We start from the raw sequence: 21,555 nt of genomic DNA, 5'->3' as shown, positions 1-21,555 counted from the left end.
CTCCAGAATCAGAGCCGGCGTTAAGATAAAAACTGACGTTAAATTTACATCATTATATGGGTCGAAAGTTTTTACGTGCGATCCAACCCGCTTTAAAATCCCTGGTTTTATTGGGTTTGGTTTTCGTCCTCTTTTTCTCTCAAGCGGATGGCGCCCTGGCTGCTCGCAGTGGGGGACGCATTGGTGGCGGATCGTTTCGCGCCCCGAGTCGCAGCTATGGCGCGCCGACTCGCACCTACTCCGCACCGGCGCGGGGGGGATACGGTTACGGTTATGGCGGCGGATTCGGCTTTCCCTTCCTGATGCCGTTTTTCGGTTTCGGGGGTGGGTTCGGCGGACTGTTTAGCATCCTGATTTTTATCGCCATCGCCAACTTCTTGGTGAATACCGTTCGCAATGTGAGCGATCGCGCCGAACAAGAGGAATATACCAATCCGACGGTCTCCGTCAGCCGGGTGCAAGTGGGACTGCTCGCCGAAGCGCGGAGTTTGCAAACAGAGTTAGACCAATTAGCCAACGTTGCCGATACCGGTACAGCTGCGGGTCGCGCTCAGGTGCTGCAAGAGTCTACTTTAGCACTCCTGCGCCATCCGGAATATTTTGCCTACGGAACCGCCGAAGCTCAACAGGCGCGTCTGGATAGTGCGGAGGCGAAGTTCAATCAATGGTCGATCGCCGAACGCAGCAAGTTTACCGACGAAACCCTCTCCAACTATAACGCGCAGCTCAAAGGAGTCAGTAATGCAGCGCAACCGGGGGAAATCTCCGGGGAAATCGTCCCCTCCCAGGATGCTCCGGGAGAATACATCGTGGTGACGATCGTCGCTGGCGTGCAAGGAAAGGTCGAGTTACCGAAAATCGACGATGCTGAAGACTTATCATCGGCGTTGCGCCTACTCGGTGGCGTATCGAGCGATCGACTTTTAGCTGTAGAAGTGCTGTGGACGCCGCAAGCCCAAGGGGATACCCTAACTGCCGATGATTTGGTGGCCGCCTACCCGGATTTGAAAATCGTTTGAATCGTTTTTGAAAACCACATTTCGCGCTTGCAATTGGGTGGGCGCGATTTTTTATTCATCTCGAACCGAGAGGAAGGCGAAAGGGGAAAAGGGACAACAAATTTATAACGTCGGTATCTATAGCGCAACCCCTCCGCTTCACTTCGCCCGCAGTTTATTTACACGATCGCGCGCGAAATAGGTTTTTTCCATTCTCTATTCCCCATTCCCCATTCCCCGTTTCCCGTTCCCCATTCCCCATTCCCCATTCCCCATTACTTAAAACGCCCTCGAACCCGCCGGACATTGAATCGCACTCGTCTCGGGAATCGTAGGTGCGGCAGGCATTTCTGGGGGAACGATCGAGGGTTCGTTCGTTACGCAAGTCCCCACCACCGAAACCGGATAGCCGCGCTCGTTATTCACCATAAACACCGCACTGGTATAGCTTCTGAGGTCATCCCGCAACGCCCTTGCCGTCACTCGGACGCTTTCGGTGCCATCTCCCTGGGGCAGAATTTCGTAGAGATAGTTCTCCGTCTCCATGGGAAAATCGATGTAGAGCGGCTCGATCGACCCAGCAAACACCCGAAATTCCAGGTAGTAGGTGCGTTGGGCGCGAGCGATCTCGACGAGTTTATCTTGGGCTTCCCGTTCGACGATTTCCCCAGGCAGGGCGATCGAATCGGAGACTTTTTCAAACAAACCCGCTTCCGGACTAAACGATCGCGGTCTGGGTTGTCCGGGGGCCGTTCCGGCGATTTGCAATCGCAGTTGACCGGTGGGGGCGATTTCCCAAATCGTTTCCACCACATCCCCGTTGGCGAGGGTCAGATCGATCGCCAACGGTTGACTCTCTGGATAGGTTTGGTAGCCAAATTCCTCAGCCGCCAGTGCCCCCACCGGCAAGCGGACGATAAAAAATAAAACCCCTTCCGGGGTAAAAATTAAGGTCAGTTCTTGACCGAACAGACCATCGGGGGAATACCACCGTCCGATGGGGTTCGGGATGGTGTTTGCCTCTCGATTGGCGGTTTGGGCGACATGCACCGGTACTTCGAGAATGTCTTGGGGAAGCATTTGGGCGATCGCATCCAAGCTTCCGAGTACCAGCACCGATATCGACCCCAGGAACCCCCAACCGAACTTACCCTTCATCGGACTCTCCCGACAATCCATCCTCGTCGTACTCTTCCGTTAACAGAGTCGTTCCCAGCAAGCTGGTATCTTCTGGGATATCATCGGTCGGTTCGGACATCTCCACCGGTAAAGGCGGTTCGTTTTCCGGTGCCAGATCGCCCGCATCGGCATCGAAGTCGATCCGGATTTGCGGTCCCGATCGAGCCAGTCGAATCGAAATCCCATCCACGGCCAAAATTTGGGTAATGGGTTTGTCGTTCAAATAGGTTCCGTTGACGCCGAGGTTGATAATCGTCCAGCGATCGCCCTGCTGTCTCAATTCGAGGTGATGGCGAGAAACCACGGCACTGTAAAGTACGACGTGATTGTTATTCGAGCGTCCGATGCGGATAACGGATTCGCGCTCGAAAATCCAACTTTTGACGGGAATCGCCTGCTTGGGGTGTAGAAGGGTCAGTTTAATCACATTCGTAGCGCAACGCTAAAGTAGAAAAGATTGGCTCGGATCGAGGCGGTGGATTCGTTTAGGGCGTTTGAAACAAAAACGTCATCAAATCCCCTTTCCCCAACGCAATGCGATCGCCCGGTCGCAGGCGGTGTCGATTCCCTTGGGCCAGGGGAGCGTGATTGATATACGTTCCATTAGAACTACCCACATCCTCAATGTAGTAAATTCCGGCTTCAATGCGAAGATCGGCGTGAACCCGAGAGACCACGGCCGAGTTGGGAAAACCAGAGACATCGATATCGGGCGGAATCCGACTATTGGGCTTGCCGATGTGAATCACGCTCAAATGAGAAGGCAAACTGACGATCGTATCCGTTTGCACGTGCAAGAGTTGAGCTTGAGGAACCTGTAGCTGCGTTGCAGAGCCCTGTGGGGAAGCCGCCACGGGGACGGGGGTTTCGATGGTTGGGGGAGGCGGTGTCGGATCGGGCGCAACTCCAAGACTTGGGGGCAGTGGGGTTTCCGATCTGGGTTCGAGGAGCGGTTCGGGGACAATCGGTTCGGGGACGGTGGCGGCATCGGGAACGACCGTCGGCGGAACTAATGCTTCGGGGGGTTCGGGACTCGTTGCCGCTTCCCCCGCGAGGTTTCCTTGAAGACTAAACCCGCACTGACCGCAAAAGCTGGCATCGGCTTGGACCGGTGCATGACAGCTCGGACATTCAGTCATCACGGGTAAAGGCGTGTAGCAAGCTTCGCACGCTAGAGCGCCATCGGGATTTTGGTGCTCGCAATTCGGGCAGACAATCATCCTGCTTTTCCTAAATCCTATTTGCGATGAACGGTGAAGCTCCTGCTATGAAAACAGGGGATCTGCTCAAATTTTGACACTCTCCCGTGCAAATGACGAGAGATTCTTGGTGGGTGGAGTCTACTCAGATAGGATTCCTTGGGAAGTCCCAGCTAGAGGTCGTTCTCCGACCAAGTATTACTGTTGGTAGGCCTTACCATCGTGCATTGTTGCCAAATTTGTTCGATCTTTCGGGCCGATCGTCTAGTTCCTATGAATCTTTTACCCACTTCTAGGAGGATATCTAGAACAATGAAGTAGAACGCAATAGATTCAATTGTCAAGGTTCGGCATCGTGGTTAAATGCTGGGTTTTGTCGCGGTCGATCGCCGCTTCCACTTAGTTCAATCTATCACGTATCCAGGGGGATGAATCAGAGCCAGAGCGAACCTCCCGTTCCCAGATCGAGTGGGATACAGTTGGGAGACAGTCCGGGTTGAAGCAGAAAGTCCGTGGGGGACTACGACGCGGACTACGACGGGGATACGGCCGCACCCGCGGCTTCGTCGAGCAACCACCACAGTTCTCCTTCTAAAGGCGAAACCGTCCGTGCCGGATAGATCAGATCGTCTTCTTCGGGGGCAAAAATGCGATCGAGAGCGGCTTGTTTGCTGGCACCGGCAACCACGAAGGTCACCGTACGAGCGAGATTGATGACGGGAAAGGTCAAGGTAATTCGGGGTTCGCCATCTTTGTTCCCCACGGTAACCGAGCGATCGCACACTTGCAGGGCTTCGGTGTTCGGGAAGAGGGATGCGGTGTGCGCGTCGTCTCCGAGTCCGAGCAAAATGATATCGAAGACCGGAAAATCTCCCGGTTCCAGACCGAAAAACTTTTGCAGTTGACCGTCGTAAGTACGCGCATCTGCAGCTGGATCTTGGGCCATCGTCGGCATGGGGAAGACGTTCTGGGTGGGAATGTCAATTTTCCCCAGCCACGCTTCTCGCGCCATCCGGTAATTGCTTTGGGAATCATCAGGGGGTACGTAACGCTCGTCTCCCCAGAAAACGTACACCCGATCCCAGGGTAAATCTTGGGTGGCGAGAAACTCGTACAGGGGTTTGGGCGTACTCCCTCCAGACAGGGCGATCGTACATTGACCTCGCGCTTCGAGACTCGATCGCATTTGTTCGAGCACCAGTTCCCCCGCACGCCTCACGAGAGCTTCCTTATCGGGTAAAACTTCAATATTTTTTGTCTTCATGGCAGACATCTCCAGAAATCAAAAATAGAATCAATTTTAAGGCTGAATTTCTCAGTTTTTTCTAGATTTCCCCTTTTCCTTTCCCCTTTCCCCCTTTTCCTCGAGATGTCTAGTGACTCCCCTTGATGCCGATATGCGAGGTGTGGGCGAACCTACTTTCTCGCGTCACCATCCTAAGACCGATAGACGGGCAAAGTAAAGTAGAAGGTACTGCCCCGACCGGAAACCGAATCCACCCAAATTCTGCCGTAATGGGAGCGGACGATGCGCTCGCACAACGCCAAACCGATGCCGTAACCGTCTTTGCTTCGATCGCGTTGCAGTCGAAATTCCTCTTCAAAAATACTCTGTTGCTCGTCGCTGGGAATACCCGGTCCCGTATCGCTGATGCCGATTTGGATTTTTTGGGAGGTGCGGTGCAAAATCGAGACCCCAATGCAACCGCCTTCAGGGGTATACTTGAGTGCATTGTCGAGCAAGTTCATCACCACTTGTCGGATGCGCTCGCCATCAGCATGGGCATAGGGCAAATCGTTGGGAATATCGGTTTGAAGCTGTAGAGATTTCGCTTGCAGTCGCTCGTGCTGCTGTTCGAGAATTTCAAAACACAGATCGCTCAGATCGAGTTGCTTGGGTTGAATTTGTAATTTCGATTCCCCTCGGGAAGCTTGGAGAATATCGCCGATCATGCTATCGATCGCGCGAGTTTGCGATCGCGCGAGTTTGATGAGGCTGGTAAACTGCGCGGGGGTTAGCTTTTTACCTTCGGCGAGATTGGTATACCCGACAGCATCGAGGGTATCGATCGCCATTGCTGTGGCCGTCAGTGGATTGCGAATTTCGTGAGCGAGCATGGAAATCAATCGATCTTTAAACCGCAACTGTTCTTCAAGGGCCTCTTTTTCTTGTTTGAGTTGAAAAATTTCGTCGGAGAGTTGAATGACTTGAGCGGAGTTGGCAATCGAACCGAGGGAATGTTCGCTCCCGTCCCCGAGGGATCTTGAATTCGCTTGGGTCCGTTGCCGAATATAATCTTCAACAGAACGCCGCCAGCGCGGCCAACACCGAGCGAGTTGCTCGACAACATCGCTGCCGGTTAAGGTTTGCTGGGGTTCGGGATGAATTTTAACCAGCGCCGGAGTCGCGACCAACTTAAAATGCTCGACCAAATACGGTTTTTCTCCCACTTCGATGGCTTCGAGTTCCCAGTCAACTTCGTTATTCTTATCTTTGAGGTACTGGCGAACCTGCCGAAGTTGCTCCCAAGAATCGGGGCGTCCATCGACAAATAGCAATAATTGCAGGGGAGCTTCTGAAGACTTAAATGGAGAGGGAGATGCTGGCATACCATCTCGATGGCAGGATGATTAACGATCGAGTCGAGGGACCTGAGCCGAAGGAGAGAAAATTAAATGACTTTTTTTCTATCTTAATAACTTCTTTAGGTTTCGATATAATAGCCTGTTCCGGTACATTCTGTCGTCCTTGTATTCTCAGTTCGGAGAAGTAGATTGATAAAATCTCTCGATTGGCACAAAAATCCTTGGTTCCGACTGACCGTGAGAGCGGCGATCGTTTTCTTTGGGGTTTGTTTGGTACTGATTCTTCATCGCTACTATACGTTTTATGCATCTTTCGATCAGGGCATTTTCAATCAAGTTTTTTGGAATAATGCCCACGGTCGCTGGTTTCAAAGCTCTTTGTCTTCTTCCCTTTCGATCGACGTGGTGGGAGATAACCAAGTTCCAGAAGTCTACTATCGCCGCCTGGGACAGCATTTTACCCCGGCTCTGCTGATCTGGCTGCCGTTCTACGCCCTGTTTCCCACTGCAGTGACGCTGAGCGTTTTGCAAGTGGTTCTGGTGACAGCCGCTGGGATCGTTCTTTACATTCTGGCACGGCAGTCAGTTTCCTCTCCCATTGCCGCCGCAATTACCATCAGTTATTACACCGCCAACGCTATTCTCGGTCCGACTCTGGGCAACTTTCACGATAGCTGCCAGCTACCCCTGTTTATGTTTAGCTTGCTGCTAGCAATGGAAAAGCGATGGTGGTGGTTATTTTGGCTGCTCGCCGGGTGTATTTTGATGGTGCGAGAAGACTCGGGGGTAAGTTTATTTGGCGTGGGGGTATATTTAGTGTTGAGTCGCCGCTACCCCCGCGCGGGATTAGCAGTCTGCGTCCTGAGTTTCGGCTATATTTTGGTGCTGACGAATGCAATTATGCCCTTATTTTCCGAGGATGTCTCTCGGCGATTTACCATCGAACGTTTCGGTCAGTATGCCGATGGTACCGAAGCCTCAACCTTGGAAATTATTTGGGGGATGTTGAGCCAGCCTCAGATTTTGATTCGCGAACTAATAACCCCCTTCGATCGCACCATTAACTACATTTTGGGTCAGTGGCTTCCCCTAGCCTTCGTTCCAGCACTTTCCCCCACCGCTTGGGTCATTGCTGGGGTGCCTTTATTCAAACTCCTGATCGCTCAAGGACAAACGGTGCTCTCGATTAATATTCGCTATGCGATGACGATCGTACCGGGGTTATGTTATGGCGCGATTCAATGGTGGTCGAAGAATCCCGAACGGTTTGACAAGGTTTCAATTCGCCGGTTCTGGATCTTTTGCATGAGTCTGTCGCTCATAATTACCTTGGTTTCTAATCCCAACCGGACGCTGTCGTTTGCCATTCCCGATTCGATTCAACCTTTGGTTTACGTGCCCTTAGGTCGTCAGTGGGAACACGCCCGTCAGGCTTATCCGCTGCTGGCAAAGATTCCCGATGATGCGGGCGTCGCGGCAACCACCGGTTTTATTCCCCAGCTGTCGGGACGGCGAAAAGTGTTGCGCTTACCCCACCCGGATTTGTCTCGTTATGCGGAAGATAACCGAATTGTCGGTTTCGAGAATGCAGCGATGCTGGTGTTGCGCGATCCCACTTCGGGTTCTGGGGAAACCTTTCGGTTTCCGCTGTTGGAAGTGGTCGATGATGCGAGAAACGTGGTGCGGATGGATTACGCGATCGCCGATTTGTGGCATCTTCAGGAATATCAGGTGGCATTCAAACACGATCGCTATTTACTGCAAGCCTTAGTTTGGGCGATCGATGGATTGACAGCATCGGGGGAATACGGCATCCTCGACTTTCAGGATGGGATAATATTGCTGCAGCGCGACGCGAATTCCGATCCAGAAGCCGAGACGAAATGGAACGCTTGGCGGCAAGAAATCGACTTGCCACCCCTTGGGGGCGATTTAGATTTTAGACTTTAGAGTTTAGACAAAGTCAATGGCTCGAACCGTAAAACTCCGATCCCCCACAGCCCACTCAGCGCCAGAAACTGTCCGATCCCGAACTGACGTTAAGCGCGCTCCGACTTTCCCAAGTATTTACGTATCACCGCCAACACTTTTTGCGGGTAAATCGGTTTACTCATAAAACCGGTTGCTTTAGCTGCGGAGGCTCGCATTCGCGGAATCGTTCCTTTATTGGAGGTTAATATAATAATCGGCGTTTTCGAAAATTGAGAAATTCGTCTAAGCTGCGTACAAATTTCGTATCCGTTGGCAACAGGCATTATGAGGTCGAGAAAAATTAAATCCGGCTTAGTTTCGATTAAGGTCAAAACCGCTTTGAGAGAGTCCTGAATTGCCAGAAATCGATAGCCCGCTGCTTTGACGATCGGCTCGATGGTTTTAATGGTTTGAATGCTATCATCAATACAAACAATTAACGGTATTTCCGGAGTTTGAGATTTAGGCAGTTGTGACGTGGGAATTGATTTATAGGAAATATCTGGAACTTCAATAATTTCAATCCACCCTTTTCGAATATAGGGAGTCATGAAGTTCGCCAGTTTAAAGGCATCGGTCTTGAATCCTTGCGAGAGTTCCCTTAAGGTTCTTTTTCCATTGATTTTAGACGCAATTTTTTGATATAGTTTATTAGAATTATCTATAGAGCTTTTGGGATGCTTAATGACGGGAGCATCGTTGGGAGAAATTGAACTCAATCCCGAGCGAATCCAGGTATCAATTTGCTTTTCAACTTTCGCAAAAATTGATTTAATACTCAACTTAAACGAAGGCATTTTGAGAAATAAAAGCGTATCTTCTTGTAAGTTAGTCGTATAACTCAGATCGGAATTCATTCCGGACAATAAGATATCAAAAAAAACTTCGATGGCGATCGCATCGACAATTTCAAAAACCTGCTTTTCCGTGAGGACGCCCCGTTTTTTTAAAAATTGAATGGCTTGAAAATCCCAAGGAAACATTTCATCGTTATCTCGCAGGGACAAGAGATTCCAGTCAATTTTCACTTTTTGAGCCTTCAATTGCCGGCGAAAGCGGCGAATTCGATGCCAATCTCCCGAAACCCAAGACAGGTATCCCACGCAAAAATAAAGTTCCCACCCTTTCCCACGACCCGATTGAACCTCCAGCCGACCTGTGAGTTGCTTTTGACTGGCTTGAATGAGCTTATCGTGCAAGAAGTTGACAGGAGGATAATTCGGCATAGTATCTAGGGGGAATGCACTGATGGAATTGAAACTTATAACGAGCGTTTCTGTTGTTTCAGGCGATCGATACGAGCGAGAATCTCTTGCCACTGCGCCACCAACTCCATGGCAGAGTTATCGTTGTGAAACTCTAGGTACGTAACCGTTTTTCGGATTAAATACTGAAGTTCTTCTGGCGTAATTTTCACAATAAACGCACCCAAAAATTGTTCGATCGAGTATGCAAAATACAGCATCCTATCGCGGTTGCTGACATCAAATTGGCAATCGACCTCGCTAAACAAAAGTTCAACGGAGAATCGAGTGCCTTCACCAATTTTCTAAGCCCAAGTCGACGATCCAAAATCCGGAGGAACGTCTAGAATGCGAGCCGGTCCGACGGCTTTTAGCGCTTCTTCGAGAGACACATCACCCGTATAGAGCGCTCGTCCGACAATAACACTCGTCACACCTTGCGGCTCGAGAGCCGATAAACTCAGCAAATCCGTAATCGAACTCACCCCCCCCGAGGCCACAATCGGAATATCGATCGCCCCAGCCAACTGCCGCAGCGCATCTAAATTCGGACCGCTGAGGGTTCCATCCCGATGGATGTCCGTGTAGACGATCGCCGCCGCACCCAAACCCGCCATTTGCGCCGCTAGATCCGTTGCCAGGACTTCAGAAGTTTCCAACCACCCCCGTGTTGCCACCCGTCCGTTCCGGGCATCGATGCCAACAACAATTTTGCCGGGAAACTCCCGACACAGCTCGGCGACTAAATCCGGTTGTTCGACCGCGATCGTCCCGAGGATAACTCGCTCTACCCCTAAAGACAATAAATTTTCGACACTGGTGCGATCGCGCAGCCCACCCCCTACCTGAACGGGCACGGGTACCGTGCGGGCAATCTCGGCTACGATTTCTTGATTTCTCGGTTGACCGACCTTCGCACCATCGAGATCGACCAAATGTAACCATTGCGCCCCTCGTTCCACCCACTGGTTGGCAACAGCGATGGGATCGTCGTTAAAAGTCTCAGAGCGATTGTAGTCTCCCTGATACAGACGGACGCAGCGTCCCTCTAGTAAATCAATCGCTGGAATAATATGCATATACGTTCGATCGCCTCGTCACTCGATCTCGACCCTATTTTCAATTTAGAACCCTCGACATCAGACCCAAGTTCTCTGGCTTGCGCATCGGGCTATCTTTAGTGGATAGCGCCGGCGCTGCCGTTGTGCCGGTTGTTTGCCAAATGTTTTAAATAGGTTGGTTTAAGTTTAGAGTTTAGTACGTTCTGGGTTCGATCTTACCAAGTTTTCAAGGTTTAAAGGGTTACCCACCCGGGGGGACTGGCCGGTGAGATGGGATGGCACGAGCGATCGCGATTGGAGTTTAGACGGTCTCGAGATCGGGGGTTACAGTGCGGATCTCTGATTTGGGATCGATCGCGTTGCACGAATGCACTCAATTAATGTAGCGGTTCTCATACTCATGAGGTACAGAGTTTCTGGTTTTAGGGTACAGGGAACGGGGAATGGGGAATGGGGAATGGGGAATAGGGAATGGAAAATAGAATTTGGGTATACCTCATAAGAGGCGAGAATTGCGATATCTTGACACCGATGAATCTTTCAATTCACGATTTTTATGATATTTTCTTCTCATCGCGCTTTTTTCTTGGCCTTCTATAAAGACCAGTCAGCCCAACACGAAACAGAATAATTGGGTTAACGGTAGACTTTACAAAAATAAATCGAGACAGATTTAAAAGTTTATTATAATAAGGGATTTAGCTTCGGTGTTGTTTCTGAATAAGCTCAGTATTAAGTCTCGGATGATGGCCCTACTCTTAGGGGTCAGTTTAGGATCGCTGCTGATTGCGGGATTGTTGAGTTGGTTGCGATTTAGAAGTACCTTCACCACTCAAACTTTCGATCGACTCACCAGCGTCCGAGCCTCCAAGGGAAATCAAATTGAATCTTACATGAGAATTCTGCGCAATCACGTAGAAACCCTCAGTGAAGATCGGATGGTGGTCTCGGCCATGGTGAATTTTAACTCTGCCTTTAAAGAGCTGCAAAATGAGGTGATTTCTGCAGAAACCGCTCAAAAAATCGAAAACTACTACACTCAAGAATTCTTTCCCAGACTCTCAGAAAATATTCAAGGAGAGCAGGTTTTTTCCAACTACCGACCGACGACTCAAGCCGGTTTGTACCTTCAAGATCTCTACCTGGCCGGCAATCCATCACCGGTCGGGGAAAAAGACGAACTAACCGATGCCAAAGATGGTAGCCAATATAGCAGCGCTCACCAAAAATATCATCCCCTATTTCGCAATTTAATTCAGAAATTTGGCTACTACGATTTATTTTTAGTGGATTTCGAGACCGGGGAAATTGTCTACTCGGTGTACAAAGAAACCGACTATGCCACCAGTCTCGATCGCGGCCCGTACCGACGCAGCAATCTTGCCAGTGCCATCGAGAAAGTGCGAGATAATCCCGGTCAGCGGTTCGTACAAGTGGTAGATTTCAAACCCTACGTTCCCTCCTACGGCGCACCGGCTGCATTCTTTGCCGCCCCGATTTATAACGGTCCCCATATCGTGGGAATTCTCGCGGTGCAGTTGCCCGTGGATAACATCAATAACGTGATGACGGGGAACCAAAACTGGGAAAAAAATGGTTTGGGTAAAACCGGGGAAGTGTACCTGGTGGGTGCGGATTTATTGATGCGATCGATTTCTCGATTTTTGATTCAAGATCCCGAAGGATACGAAGCCGATTTGCACGATGCTGGGATTTCGAGCCAAACCATCGACCTGATTAAACGATTGAATACCTCCATTCTCCTGCAACCGGTAGAAACCGAAGCTGCTCGCTCGGCCATTACTGGAGAGTCGGGCACGACGATCGTCGATGACTATCGCGGCGTTCGCGTCCTCAGTTCCTTCTCCCGGTTGAACGTAGAAGGACTCGAATGGGGAATTCTTGCAGAAATCGATCGCGCCGAAGCCTTTGAACCCCTCGATACCCTGCAAGTTTACCTGATTATTTTGGCTGCCATTCTCATCCTGGCCATTACCTTCATCTCCAACTTAGCGGCGCAAATCTTTGTCAAGCCCATCGAAACCCTCAGTCGCGCCGCCCGTCAAGTGACCGAGGGAGATCGAGATGTGGCCGTGAATCTGAATACGGAAGATGAGTTTGGCGAGTTGGGCAGAGCCATTGAAGGCATGGCACGGGATTTGAGAACTCAAACCACGTTAGTCGCTCGCAAAAAAGAAGAGAACGAAGCCCTACTGCTGAATCTGTTGCCCGATCGAGTGGTAGAACGAGTGCAGCAAGGAGAAACGCAAATTGTCGATTCGATCGCTCAAGCCACAGTTCTATTTGTTCGACTCGGCGGTCTGGCGAAAGCTTCCCAACACCTTTCGAGCGCAGAGGTCGATACGATTTTGAATCGACTCGTCGATGAGTTTGACCAGAAAGCCGAGCAATTGGGCTTGGAGCGACAAAATACCATTAGCCCCACTTACCTGGCGATCTGCGGCTTGTCCAAAGCCTATCTCGATAGTAGCGAGCGGACGATGAAGCTAGCCCTGGAAATGCTCGAAATCCTGCAAGGGGCGAACCAGGAATTCGAGCTCGAACTGAGTTTGCACGGCGGTATTGACTGCGGTTCCCTCGAGGGAGGAATTGTCGGCTCGAAGAAGTTTGTCTATAAACTGTGGGGCGAAACCATCAGCACGGTCACTCAACTCTCCTATCGAGCAACTGCAAACAATATCTTAGTCACCCAGTCGGTGCGCGATCGCCTCGAAGAACAATATCTATTTGCCCGCTACCAACCCATTGAAATTGAAGATGTGGGAGAACTGCCCACTTGGAGTTTAATTACCCCAGTCAGTACCTTCTCCCAACAAGCGAGTCTGGTGCAAACTTCCTTGACTCAGTTGCTGCCTCAGATCGAATCCACTGCCAAGCTCTTCTACGACCGGTTGTTTGAAATGGCTCCGGAAATCCGCCCTCTCTTCGACGAAGACATTTCGGTACAGCAACGGAAATTTGCCTCAACCTTACAAATCGCTGTCAATGGCTTAAGCAATTTAGATAAACTGTTGCCCGTGATTCAAGACCTCGGCCGCCAGTACGCGGACCGTGGCGTGGAAGAAAAACATTACCAAACCGTCGGCGAGGTGCTGTTGTGGGCACTCCAACAAAAACTCGGGGATAACTTCACCCCCAGCATCAAAAAAGCCTGGGTTAACACCTATACCCTCTTGAGCGGTGCGATGCGAGAGGCATCGTTGGATTCGGGCAAAGATTTTGACAAAGACCATCTTGAAGAAGAGCGTGTCGAGCGCGAGCCATCCCTGACTGTGGAGGCGACCGAAGCTTAATGGAAGAGAATTTAGTTAACGAGCGCCTTGAGGGAGCTTAGCATCTGATGGACACATCAATTGTATTTTGGGGACTCGTCATTATTTTAGGTGTTCCGACATTGGCGATCGTTCTCGGAGAGAGCATTCATCTTTTTGAGAGTCGGGGAAGTCGGCTCACATCCGTCTTGCGCCATCTGCGCGGATATCTGTTGCCATCGGCGGCTATTTTGGTGGTGATGGAACGGCTATTGCAGCTACCGGATACCTTCCTTGCCCTGAAGTTGGTAGAAACTGGATTTTGGATCGCTGTTATCGTCACGTTGTTGGCTTTGCTCAATGCCGTATTGACCACTCGCGAACCCGGTACGTTTCAAATTCAGATACCCAACCTCTTATTCCAAGCCCTCCGAGGTTTGGTGGTGTTGGGAATTACCGCCCACGTCCTCGGATCGATTTGGACTGTTGATATTAAGGGCATCACCACGGCCCTGGGGGTAGGGTCTTTAGCCATCGCCTTTGCGCTGCAAGATACCTTGAGTAACCTGGTCTCGGGCTTTTTACTCTTGGCTTCCAAACCGTTCGAGGTGGGAGACTGGATTGAGGTGGATGGGATTAAGGGTCGAGCGATCGATATTACCTGGAGATCGGTGATACTGAAGACGTTTATTGGCGATACTTACGAGATTCCCAACGGAGTTTTGGGGGGCGCGACCATCAAAAAGTATCCCTCGACGCCCGAGGTTTCGGGGCTTGTGTGGAGTGCGATCGAGGTAGGATTCGATCGCAACGATCCGCCCAATCGGGTGCTGGAGGCTCTCGAAAACGCCACGGTGGGTATTGATGGGGTTCTGAATGTCTTTCCGTCTCTGAGTTCTTATGACGACTACTGGACCACCTATGAGTTGTGGATACAAACCTCTACGATGCAAGAGTGGGAAATTACAGCCAAAATCAAAGCTCGCATTTACTACGCGGCAAAGCGATATGGGTTGACGATGCCGGTTGCAGAGCAAGATCCTCCCTCCAAACAAAGCCTGCTTGAGGCAGCCTCCGCAAAACAATTGCAAATTGCGGACTATCTGCGCTCGCTTCCCTATCTGAGTGCTCTCAACCCAGCGGTTCTCGACAATCTCATTGAGGAAGTGAAGGTGAAATCCTACGGAGTCGGGGAACAGATTATTGTGGCTGGAGAACCGGATGAGGGATTATATATCCTCCAAGTTGGAGAGGTGAAGCTGACGGCACAGGATTTTCGGGGTACCGAACAGGACATCGATCGGGTATTTCCGGGCAGTTTCTTCGGCGAAATGGCGCTGCTGGGAGAACCCAGTCCCGTTTCGGCGATCGCCACCCAGGATGTGGAAGTGATTATCGTGTATCCGGAATTGGCTCGACGGGCGATCGACAGCAGCCCTCGCTTTACCCAAGAAATGAACGGCTTTATTGAAGAGCGCAAGCGATCGCTCCATCGGATTCAGAATCTCGAGAATGCATTAGAAGCCGGTAAAAACGGCAAGGTGCCCTTGGAGGAACGCTCCTTGCTAGAGCGGCTGACGCACCAGAAGGGAAAGGAATGACAAGACCCGTGAAAGCAAAAGTTGAGACGATCGCGAACGATCCTCGGCATCCATTCGCAAAACCCATGCGGAACCGGTGGATAGCTCGCTCCTATCGCTATCTATTAGACATCTCCAGAAATCAAAAATGCCTACAATTTCTATACCGAAATCATGAATTTCTTCTGGCTTTTCCCCTTAACCCTTCCCCCTTCCCCCTTGTCCGGAGAAGTCTATTCGTTCTCCTGATGTTGTTGCCCATGTCGTGTAACCTTCAAAGTCTGGAATCAGAGAATTTCGAACCCAACGAGGAGAATCCGAAAGATCCCTACGTTCGGTTTGTCGAAGCGGTTGCCCCACTAGAGCCATTAAGCTCAGAATCAGATCTGCCAGGTCGAGTGAAGGTGCAGTCTGCCTGGAAGGAGAATGAAGGGATGCCATTGCCGGCGGTGGTTCCCCTGGAAGTTGATGGAGACCTGGTGCTGGCGGGCGCGACGAGCATCGATCCCCTCAACGAGCGGATTTATCGGCGTTTTATTCGAGAAGGTTATGCCGGAACCATCGATTTAAACGAAATGGACTCAACCTCAGCGATTCGAGGATTGTGCCAAAAGGGAACGTTCGATTTGGTGACAGTGACTCGTCCGATGACCGAAGGGGAACGAATTGCGTGCGAAGAGGAGGGTCGCCAACCGCTCGAATTGGAAATCGCGCAAGATGCATTGGCAATTGCGGTGAATCGGCTGGATGCGTTCGTGAAAAATGTCTCGCTCTCCGAGCTAGCTGATGTCATATCCGCTCGCAAATGGTCGGAGGCGAACTCGGATTGGCCCGATGTTGCGATCGAGCGATTTGCTATCGGTCCGAAATCGCCATCGGTGGATTTGATGGTCGAGAAGGTGTTTGAGGGGAATGCAGAGTCGGTACTGAACGCACCAAATACCGCGTTTTTCCAATTCAACGCACCGCTGATTCAAGAACTGAGTACGGCACGCCACGGGGTGGGGTTTTTGAATTATTCGGCGTACCAACAGGCGGCTCGCGCGTTTCGTCTGGTTTCGGTGGAGGGGGTGGCGATCGATCGCGATACTGTCGAAAACGGAACCTATCCGCTGACTCGGAAACTGTATCTCTATACTGATGCCAACCAACTCCAACAACAGTCCCAGGCGATCGCCTTTATTCATTTCTACCTCGCCCACGTCAATAAAGAAATCGAGGATGTGGGTTTGTTTCCCCTGAGTTTGTCGGATCTCAACCGATCGAGAACGACCTGGCTAGAGGCGATCGAGTAAGCTGCGGTGAGAGGGGTGTAGGGTATGGGGTGTAGGGTGTGGGGTGTGGGGAAAGATCGTTGCAATTAACCCATTGTCAATTGTCCATTGTCCATTCACTCCTCCACCACGATTGCCTGCCCCAAGGTCTCGATTCTCTTGCGAGCCGATGCGGGGACCCGAAATTCTCCGGGTGTGCGAACGTTCTCGAGTCAGCTATGCCATTGGCTTTTCGAGCAATGATGCGATCGAACGCAGGCATTGCCAATTTGCTCAACAATCTGCCCATTCGCCTTTCTCCTTGGCGGCATTTTCCTCACACCCCGATGGACTCTTTTTTTGTCCACAACTCCTCCTAATTGTCAAAAATCTACACCTGTCAGATCTTCCCTCCCCGCGTCACCGCGTCCTCGTGTCTCCGTGTCTCCCCCCATCGCCTTAGCCTTCGGAAATACTGGCCTCTACGACGTTTTTGGCAAAGCTATCGTACGCACTCCCGATTTGCTTGGCCATGGAGTCGGGAAAAACATGAAATTCCCCAGCTTTCAAGGCTGCGATTATGGCTTCGGGGACGAGGGAGGGCGGTTCGGCAATTTCTGTGAGTCCTGCGGCATCCCCCATATCCGTGGCAATGGGACCTGGATGAACGCTCAAGACAATGGTTCCCTGTTCGCTCAGTAAATCCCGTAATCCTTGGGTAATCGAATATGACGCGGCTTTGGATGCGGAATAAGTCGTAAAGTTTGAGAATGTTTTCATCGAAACGATCGAGTTGAGCTGAGCGAAAACTCCACCGCCATTTGCTTTGAGAACTGGCGCAAATGCTTGAGCCATGTGAATGAGTCCGTAAACGTTAATGTTCATCTCAAATTCGATGGATGCGATCGCATACTCGTTGAGGGGTGTTGATGTTTTGAGAACACCAGCATTGTTGATAACCACCTCGACGTCTTGGGCCGTTTCGGCCGCCGCTGCAATAGACGCACGATTCCCCAAATCGATGTGAATCGGAACCACTCGATCTCCATATTTTTCCACCAGGGGAGATGCACTCTCAAGGCTGCGAACGGCTGCATACACTTTTGCCGCACCCTGTTCGATGAAGGACTCGACCATCACGCGACCGATACCGCGATTTGCACCGGTGATGAGGATAGTTTTGCCTTGAATGTCATAGCTCATGGGATACTCCGAGAAAAGAATGAATGAGTGAAAAATTGACCCGTAATTCAAAACGATCGTTTTGATATAAATAACATAACGTTCATTTTGATATACTGTCAAGTACAGTTTCGTTTTTTTTCGATCGGGAGTGCTCTGATGCCCAGAACTAAAGCATTCGACCCCAGCCAAGTGCTCCAGAAAGCGATGATGACCTTCTGGCAGTACGGCTATGAAACCACCTCGATTCGCGATCTCGAACAAGCACTCGGGATTACTCGCTTTAGCATTTACAGTACTTTCCAAGATAAAGAAGGACTGCTACTCGCCAGCTTGACGCTCTACATGGAACGAGTCCAACAGTTTTTCGATCGCATCCTCGATGATGGTGGAATCGATGCGATCGAAACATTGCTACAAAGTTTTTCAGACCCGAGTCGTGGGTTCTCTGAATCTTGCTATGGTTGTTTGGTTGTCAACATGATTTTGGAAGGACCGCAAATCGGGAATGAGGTGCAGACTCGGGTTCAATCTCACCTGCAATACACCAAACAGACCCTAACCGGAGCATTGCAAAGAGCGCAACAACGCCAAGAAATTCGAGCCGATCTCAATTTAGGAGACTGTGTGGACTACTTAATGAGTGCAATGAGTGGTTTCAATATCGTCAATCGGTTCGCTGGGGATAAACGAGCCTCTCAAGGTGCAGTCCGGATCGCGATCGACTTGATACAAAGTTGGAAAATTCCCTTGAAGAAAACGCAGGCTCATACTGCGTCACGGTAAATTCTCACCACAACGGTCATTGTAAGTATTCAACCCAACTCGATATTACTGTTGCGATTGACGTTTTTGCGTGGTTCCTCCGAGTATTTGATGGGTTTCGGCAAGAAAGCTGGGAATGCGATCGGCATGGGGACTGTTTGCCAAACATTTGCTCAGGTCGAAATTCCCCGCGCTCGCCGCTCGATTGCCGGGGAACCAATGCCCGCCATTTCCCAGCAAATTATAGCGCGCTTTAGCATACTCAACCATATTGTAAGCGAGGGTTAAATTGCGCAGCCAGAGAATGGTTTTAATATTAATCCCATCGGGAGTTTCTTCGGGTTTTGGCAAGCCAAGATGCCAGGTTTTAACCCAATCTTCTCCTAATATTTTTATCGCTTCTCCTTCCAATTTTTCTAAAATCGGCGGCAGAACTTCATTGGCGCGTTCTAATAACGGTAAGACTTTTAAATGTTCGTCAAAGTCGCTCGGTCGAGCTGCCCCTAAACTGAGGGTATGAACTTGTGGATGGCTCAAACAAAATAGATCGTTAAATACCATTGGGCTTAAAGGTTGGCACAGTTCGACGAGTTTTGGAGGCGGCGCGTAGAGTTTGCCGCCTTTATCCGAAGGGCTGATAATAAATACCCCCATATCGTGGCGGTTTGCGGCTTCGATGGCCGGCCAGTTGAATTGATTGATATAGTACCAGTGGAGGTTAACGTAGTCGAATCGATCGGTTTCAATCGCCTTGACAATAACATCTGTCGGTCCGTGGGTAGAAAAACCGACGAATCGAATTCGACCTTGCTCCTGTAGTTTTTTAACCTCATCTAAGCAGCCCCCCGGACGCACGCTATATTCGATTAAATCCGGGGTATTAATTCCATGAATTCCCAATAAATCAATATAATCGAGATTTAAATTATTCAGAGATTTATCGAGATTTTTGCGAAATTCTTTCGGATCGGCTTTGGGTGAAACTTTCGTTTGAACGATAAGTTTTTCTCGGGGGAGTTTCGGCAGGACTTTCCCCAATTGAATTTCCGAAGTTCCGTAGCCGCGAGCCGTTTCGATATGATTGATTCCCAGGTCGAGCGATCTCCGAATCGTGGCATCTAAATTCCGCTGATTCTCCGCGGGAATCACGATCGGGGGAACGTCTTTCCAAGAATGCTGGTAGCGCATTCCACCGCAGGAAAAAACAGGCATTTGGAGTTGAGTTCTCCCAAATTTTCGGTATAGCATCTTCAGGGCGATGGGGTAAACAATCGAGCGAAACTTTTGGCAGTGTAGCGTACCCCCGACCGTGGGGCTATGGCGGTTTTTGGATCTACGGTGTGGGATATCCCAACTAGACGTGTGTTGAAAAAGGGTTAAAGGGGGAAGGGTTAAGGGAAAGGGGGGGAATAATTGATTTGATTGGGAAATCTTCTCTTTTAGAGGTGACCGATGGGCGAGCTACAGGGGCGATGGCTAGTTCGATCGGTTCCGCTAGAATATTAAACATGAAATCAAAGACAGACACTTCACCCTGGGGTTGAAAAGGAACACCGTGAACGAATTAAGAGCTGCTCTGGAGTTGGCAAACGACGAAGAATTGCAGGGGTTGACACAAATTTTGTTTCAACCTCGGTTCAATCCCCTCGATTATCTCAGCGCACCCGACCCGATCGATTTACAAAGTCAAAGTCGAGGGATTTGGATCGAAACCCTCGAAGATCGATTTCGCTTCCTGGCAGCGGATGGTTTTACCGTTTTAAGGGGTCGTTCCGATCGAGTGACCTACCGTCAAGCCTTAATTCAAGTGTGTCGCTACCTTAAAATCCCCTATTCCGAAAACCTCTCCACTATCGATTTAGAAGCGGAAGTCTTTCTCCACCTCATCGGTCAAGCATGGCAGAAGTTACCCGCTTCAGAACAGGAAGCTTTAACGCTACGGGTGCAGCGATCGCTTGCCAAATCCAACCTCACCCAACCGTTGCCCCTCTCTGTACAGCGCGATCCGATGCGGTTACTCGTCAAAGGGGGAAGTGCCCTGGCCCTCAGTTCGGTAATTCAGCCGATGTTACTTCATCAAGTAGCCCGCCAGTTCGCCATCCAGTTCGCGCGGCATCAGATGGCGAAGGAAGTTCTCAAACGAGGCGGTGCGGCGGCAGCTTCTAAGTTTAAAGCCTACGTGGTTCTACAGGGCGCGCGTCGGGGGATGGCGTTGAGTGCGGCGCGCTACGGTGCAATGCGAAGCGTGTTTGCATTGGTCGGTCCGGCACTGTGGACGTGGTTTTTTGCAGATATTGGCTGGCGGGCGATCGCCACCAATTACGGTCGCATTATTCCCACCATTTTCGCCCTGGCACAAATTCGCCTAACCCGTACGGAACAGTGGGAAGCAGCTTAGAACTGACGTTATTGAGGCGTTATTTAAAGTTAATTGATTATTTTCGAGTCTCCCGTCGAGATTCCCTCTAACTGCCCATCCCATTTTCTTGACCGTAAGCCTGCCAAGCCAAATCGACGAGTCCGTTGAGAACGGCTACGGCCACGACTGCCGAACCCTTGCGTCCGGCACTGCGAATATGAGGAACCATCGAGTCGTTGAGGCGTTCTTTAACCACATCCACCCCTTCAAAACCCGCCGGAGTCGCGACAACCAAGGCAGGACGAATTTCTTCGGCTTCGATTAACTCCACCAGGGAGGTAAGGGCGGTGGCCGCTTGACCGATGACGAAAATTGCTTCGGGATAGCGCTTGGCTAAGGTTTCAATTCCCCAGGCCGCACTGGTTTTTTCCTTTTGCGGTCGGGTGAGAGCCTCCATGCTGCAATAGACGGGATTGGCAAAGGTCGTTTGGATGTGAGGGGCAATGCCGACCTGCACCATGGGTACGTCGACGACAATCGTCGTGCGGGCAGCAAGTGCGGCCGCCCCCGCTTGCAAAGCTGAATCCGCGAACCGAATCAGAGATTTGTACTCAAAATCGGCAGTATTGTAGATGACCCGACGCACAATTTCGTATTCTGCCGGAGAGAAGATGTGCGAACCGATTTCGCGATCGATAACTGCCAGACCTTGGGCATCTGAAACGTGCCATTCCATATTGACTGGGGGTAAGTGACCAGAAGGATGGGCGGATTGCGTTAAGCCCGCCTTTTGCGCTCGAAAATGAGTCAATTTAGCTTAGTTAAGGGGAAAAGATATCCATTGCAGAGATTTTTCCCAGCTCGAGTCTCGTCGCGCAAAAGTATCAGCTATCAGCTTACCAGGTC

The 21,555-nt window shown here is 50.5% G+C and carries 19 protein-coding genes; 8 read left to right on the top strand and 11 right to left on the bottom strand.

Going from position 1 to position 21,555, the window contains the following annotated elements; translation table 11 throughout:
- Positions 1-56 precede the first annotated feature (56 nt).
- Positions 57-1,019: a DUF1517 domain-containing protein gene (locus tag AC2215_RS26545; protein ID WP_486813045.1), complete on the top strand. Its 963-nt coding sequence runs from the start codon at positions 57-59 to the stop codon at positions 1,017-1,019.
- 258 nt (positions 1,020-1,277) lie between these two features.
- On the opposite strand, the gene AC2215_RS26540 is transcribed toward AC2215_RS26545, so the two are convergent.
- The 5 genes from AC2215_RS26540 to AC2215_RS26520 form a co-directional block, all read right to left on the bottom strand.
- Positions 1,278-2,156: a type IV pilin-like G/H family protein gene (locus AC2215_RS26540; protein WP_486813044.1), complete on the bottom strand. Its 879-nt coding sequence runs from the start codon at positions 2,154-2,156 to the stop codon at positions 1,278-1,280.
- On the bottom strand, positions 2,146-2,604 hold the full coding sequence (locus tag AC2215_RS26535; RefSeq protein WP_486813043.1) for an FHA domain-containing protein: 459 nt from the start codon (positions 2,602-2,604) through the stop codon (positions 2,146-2,148). Before AC2215_RS26535 ends, AC2215_RS26540 begins: the two co-directional genes overlap by 11 nt.
- A 58-nt stretch (positions 2,605-2,662) precedes the next feature.
- Positions 2,663-3,397, bottom strand: a complete 735-nt coding sequence (locus tag AC2215_RS26530) for a double zinc ribbon and FHA domain-containing protein (RefSeq protein WP_486813042.1) — start codon at positions 3,395-3,397, stop codon at positions 2,663-2,665.
- Between the two features lie 511 nt (positions 3,398-3,908).
- A complete protein-coding gene (gene pgl, locus AC2215_RS26525; RefSeq protein WP_486813041.1) occupies positions 3,909-4,640 on the bottom strand; it encodes a 6-phosphogluconolactonase in 732 nt (243 codons plus the stop codon).
- A 173-nt stretch (positions 4,641-4,813) separates the two neighbouring features.
- Positions 4,814-5,986 carry a histidine kinase gene (locus tag AC2215_RS26520; RefSeq protein ID WP_486813040.1) on the bottom strand — a complete coding sequence of 391 codons (1,173 nt, stop codon included), beginning with the start codon at positions 5,984-5,986 and terminating at the stop codon, positions 4,814-4,816.
- Between the two features lie 168 nt (positions 5,987-6,154).
- Between AC2215_RS26520 and AC2215_RS26515 the strand changes: the two genes are divergently transcribed.
- Positions 6,155-7,912, top strand: a complete 1,758-nt coding sequence (locus AC2215_RS26515) for a DUF2079 domain-containing protein (protein ID WP_486813061.1) — start codon at positions 6,155-6,157, stop codon at positions 7,910-7,912.
- Between the two features lie 89 nt (positions 7,913-8,001).
- On the opposite strand, the gene AC2215_RS26510 is transcribed toward AC2215_RS26515, so the two are convergent.
- The 3 genes from AC2215_RS26510 to hisA form a co-directional block, all read right to left on the bottom strand.
- On the bottom strand, positions 8,002-9,159 hold the full coding sequence (locus tag AC2215_RS26510; RefSeq protein ID WP_486813039.1) for a response regulator: 1,158 nt from the start codon (positions 9,157-9,159) through the stop codon (positions 8,002-8,004).
- Positions 9,160-9,194: 35 nt separating this feature from the next.
- Complete coding sequence (locus AC2215_RS26505) at positions 9,195-9,398, bottom strand: hypothetical protein (protein WP_486813038.1); 204 nt, start codon at positions 9,396-9,398, stop codon at positions 9,195-9,197.
- Positions 9,399-9,482: 84 nt separating this feature from the next.
- A complete protein-coding gene (gene hisA / locus AC2215_RS26500) occupies positions 9,483-10,256 on the bottom strand; it encodes a 1-(5-phosphoribosyl)-5-[(5-phosphoribosylamino)methylideneamino]imidazole-4-carboxamide isomerase (protein ID WP_486813037.1) in 774 nt (257 codons plus the stop codon).
- 725 nt (positions 10,257-10,981) lie between these two features.
- Here hisA and AC2215_RS26495 point away from each other — a divergent pair.
- The 4 genes from AC2215_RS26495 (at position 10,982) to AC2215_RS26480 (ending at position 16,723) form a co-directional block, all read left to right on the top strand.
- The gene (locus tag AC2215_RS26495; RefSeq protein ID WP_486813036.1) at positions 10,982-13,552 is read left to right on the top strand and encodes an adenylate/guanylate cyclase domain-containing protein; all 2,571 of its coding nucleotides are present in this window, start codon (positions 10,982-10,984) and stop codon (positions 13,550-13,552) included.
- A 47-nt stretch (positions 13,553-13,599) separates the two neighbouring features.
- Entirely contained in the window at positions 13,600-15,111 is a 1,512-nt protein-coding gene (locus AC2215_RS26490; protein ID WP_486813035.1) for a mechanosensitive ion channel domain-containing protein, read from the top strand.
- 383 nt (positions 15,112-15,494) lie between these two features.
- Entirely contained in the window at positions 15,495-16,385 is an 891-nt protein-coding gene (locus tag AC2215_RS26485) for a PstS family phosphate ABC transporter substrate-binding protein (RefSeq protein ID WP_486813034.1), read from the top strand.
- A 197-nt stretch (positions 16,386-16,582) separates the two neighbouring features.
- Positions 16,583-16,723: a hypothetical protein gene (locus AC2215_RS26480; protein WP_486813033.1), complete on the top strand. Its 141-nt coding sequence runs from the start codon at positions 16,583-16,585 to the stop codon at positions 16,721-16,723.
- A 79-nt stretch (positions 16,724-16,802) separates the two neighbouring features.
- Here the strand turns inward: AC2215_RS26480 and AC2215_RS26475 are convergent, their stop codons facing one another.
- Positions 16,803-17,546, bottom strand: a complete 744-nt coding sequence (locus tag AC2215_RS26475; RefSeq protein ID WP_486813032.1) for an SDR family oxidoreductase — start codon at positions 17,544-17,546, stop codon at positions 16,803-16,805.
- A 138-nt stretch (positions 17,547-17,684) separates the two neighbouring features.
- On the opposite strand from AC2215_RS26475, the gene AC2215_RS26470 reads away from it, so the two are divergent.
- Positions 17,685-18,311, top strand: a complete 627-nt coding sequence (locus tag AC2215_RS26470; RefSeq protein ID WP_486813031.1) for a TetR/AcrR family transcriptional regulator — start codon at positions 17,685-17,687, stop codon at positions 18,309-18,311.
- Between the two features lie 45 nt (positions 18,312-18,356).
- Here the strand turns inward: AC2215_RS26470 and AC2215_RS26465 are convergent, their stop codons facing one another.
- Positions 18,357-19,538: an aldo/keto reductase gene (locus AC2215_RS26465; RefSeq protein WP_486813030.1), complete on the bottom strand. Its 1,182-nt coding sequence runs from the start codon at positions 19,536-19,538 to the stop codon at positions 18,357-18,359.
- 307 nt (positions 19,539-19,845) lie between these two features.
- Here AC2215_RS26465 and AC2215_RS26460 point away from each other — a divergent pair, with 307 nt between their 5' ends.
- Positions 19,846-20,688, top strand: coding sequence for a YaaW family protein (locus AC2215_RS26460; protein WP_486813029.1), 843 nt, complete (start codon positions 19,846-19,848; stop codon positions 20,686-20,688).
- Between the two features lie 67 nt (positions 20,689-20,755).
- On the opposite strand, the gene AC2215_RS26455 is transcribed toward AC2215_RS26460, so the two are convergent.
- A complete protein-coding gene (locus AC2215_RS26455) occupies positions 20,756-21,385 on the bottom strand; it encodes a precorrin-8X methylmutase (RefSeq protein WP_486813060.1) in 630 nt (209 codons plus the stop codon).
- Positions 21,386-21,555 lie beyond the last annotated feature (170 nt).

The sequence above is a fragment of the Zarconia sp. genome, assembly GCF_057467645.1.
Note: the sequence above shows the minus strand (reverse complement) of the source record. Positions and strands in the feature narration are given on the sequence as shown.

Bases quoted from the DNA above. Each gene is read 5' to 3' on its own strand.
- AC2215_RS26545 (WP_486813045.1), top strand. From the start codon at position 57: ATGGGTCGAAAGTTTTTACGTGCGATCCAACCCGCTTTAAAATCCCTG.
- AC2215_RS26540 (WP_486813044.1), bottom strand. From the start codon at position 2,156: ATGAAGGGTAAGTTCGGTTGGGGGTTCCTGGGGTCGATATCGGTGCTG.
- AC2215_RS26530 (WP_486813042.1), bottom strand. From the start codon at position 3,397: ATGATTGTCTGCCCGAATTGCGAGCACCAAAATCCCGATGGCGCTCTA.
- pgl (WP_486813041.1), bottom strand. From the start codon at position 4,640: ATGAAGACAAAAAATATTGAAGTTTTACCCGATAAGGAAGCTCTCGTG.
- AC2215_RS26520 (WP_486813040.1), bottom strand. From the start codon at position 5,986: ATGCCAGCATCTCCCTCTCCATTTAAGTCTTCAGAAGCTCCCCTGCAA.
- AC2215_RS26510 (WP_486813039.1), bottom strand. From the start codon at position 9,159: ATGCCGAATTATCCTCCTGTCAACTTCTTGCACGATAAGCTCATTCAA.
- AC2215_RS26505 (WP_486813038.1), bottom strand. From the start codon at position 9,398: ATGCTGTATTTTGCATACTCGATCGAACAATTTTTGGGTGCGTTTATT.
- hisA (WP_486813037.1), bottom strand. From the start codon at position 10,256: ATGCATATTATTCCAGCGATTGATTTACTAGAGGGACGCTGCGTCCGT.
- AC2215_RS26495 (WP_486813036.1), top strand. From the start codon at position 10,982: ATGATGGCCCTACTCTTAGGGGTCAGTTTAGGATCGCTGCTGATTGCG.
- AC2215_RS26490 (WP_486813035.1), top strand. From the start codon at position 13,600: ATGGACACATCAATTGTATTTTGGGGACTCGTCATTATTTTAGGTGTT.
- AC2215_RS26480 (WP_486813033.1), top strand. From the start codon at position 16,583: ATGCCATTGGCTTTTCGAGCAATGATGCGATCGAACGCAGGCATTGCC.
- AC2215_RS26475 (WP_486813032.1), bottom strand. From the start codon at position 17,546: ATGAGCTATGACATTCAAGGCAAAACTATCCTCATCACCGGTGCAAAT.
- AC2215_RS26470 (WP_486813031.1), top strand. From the start codon at position 17,685: ATGCCCAGAACTAAAGCATTCGACCCCAGCCAAGTGCTCCAGAAAGCG.
- AC2215_RS26465 (WP_486813030.1), bottom strand. From the start codon at position 19,538: ATGCTATACCGAAAATTTGGGAGAACTCAACTCCAAATGCCTGTTTTT.
- AC2215_RS26455 (WP_486813060.1), bottom strand. From the start codon at position 21,385: ATGGAATGGCACGTTTCAGATGCCCAAGGTCTGGCAGTTATCGATCGC.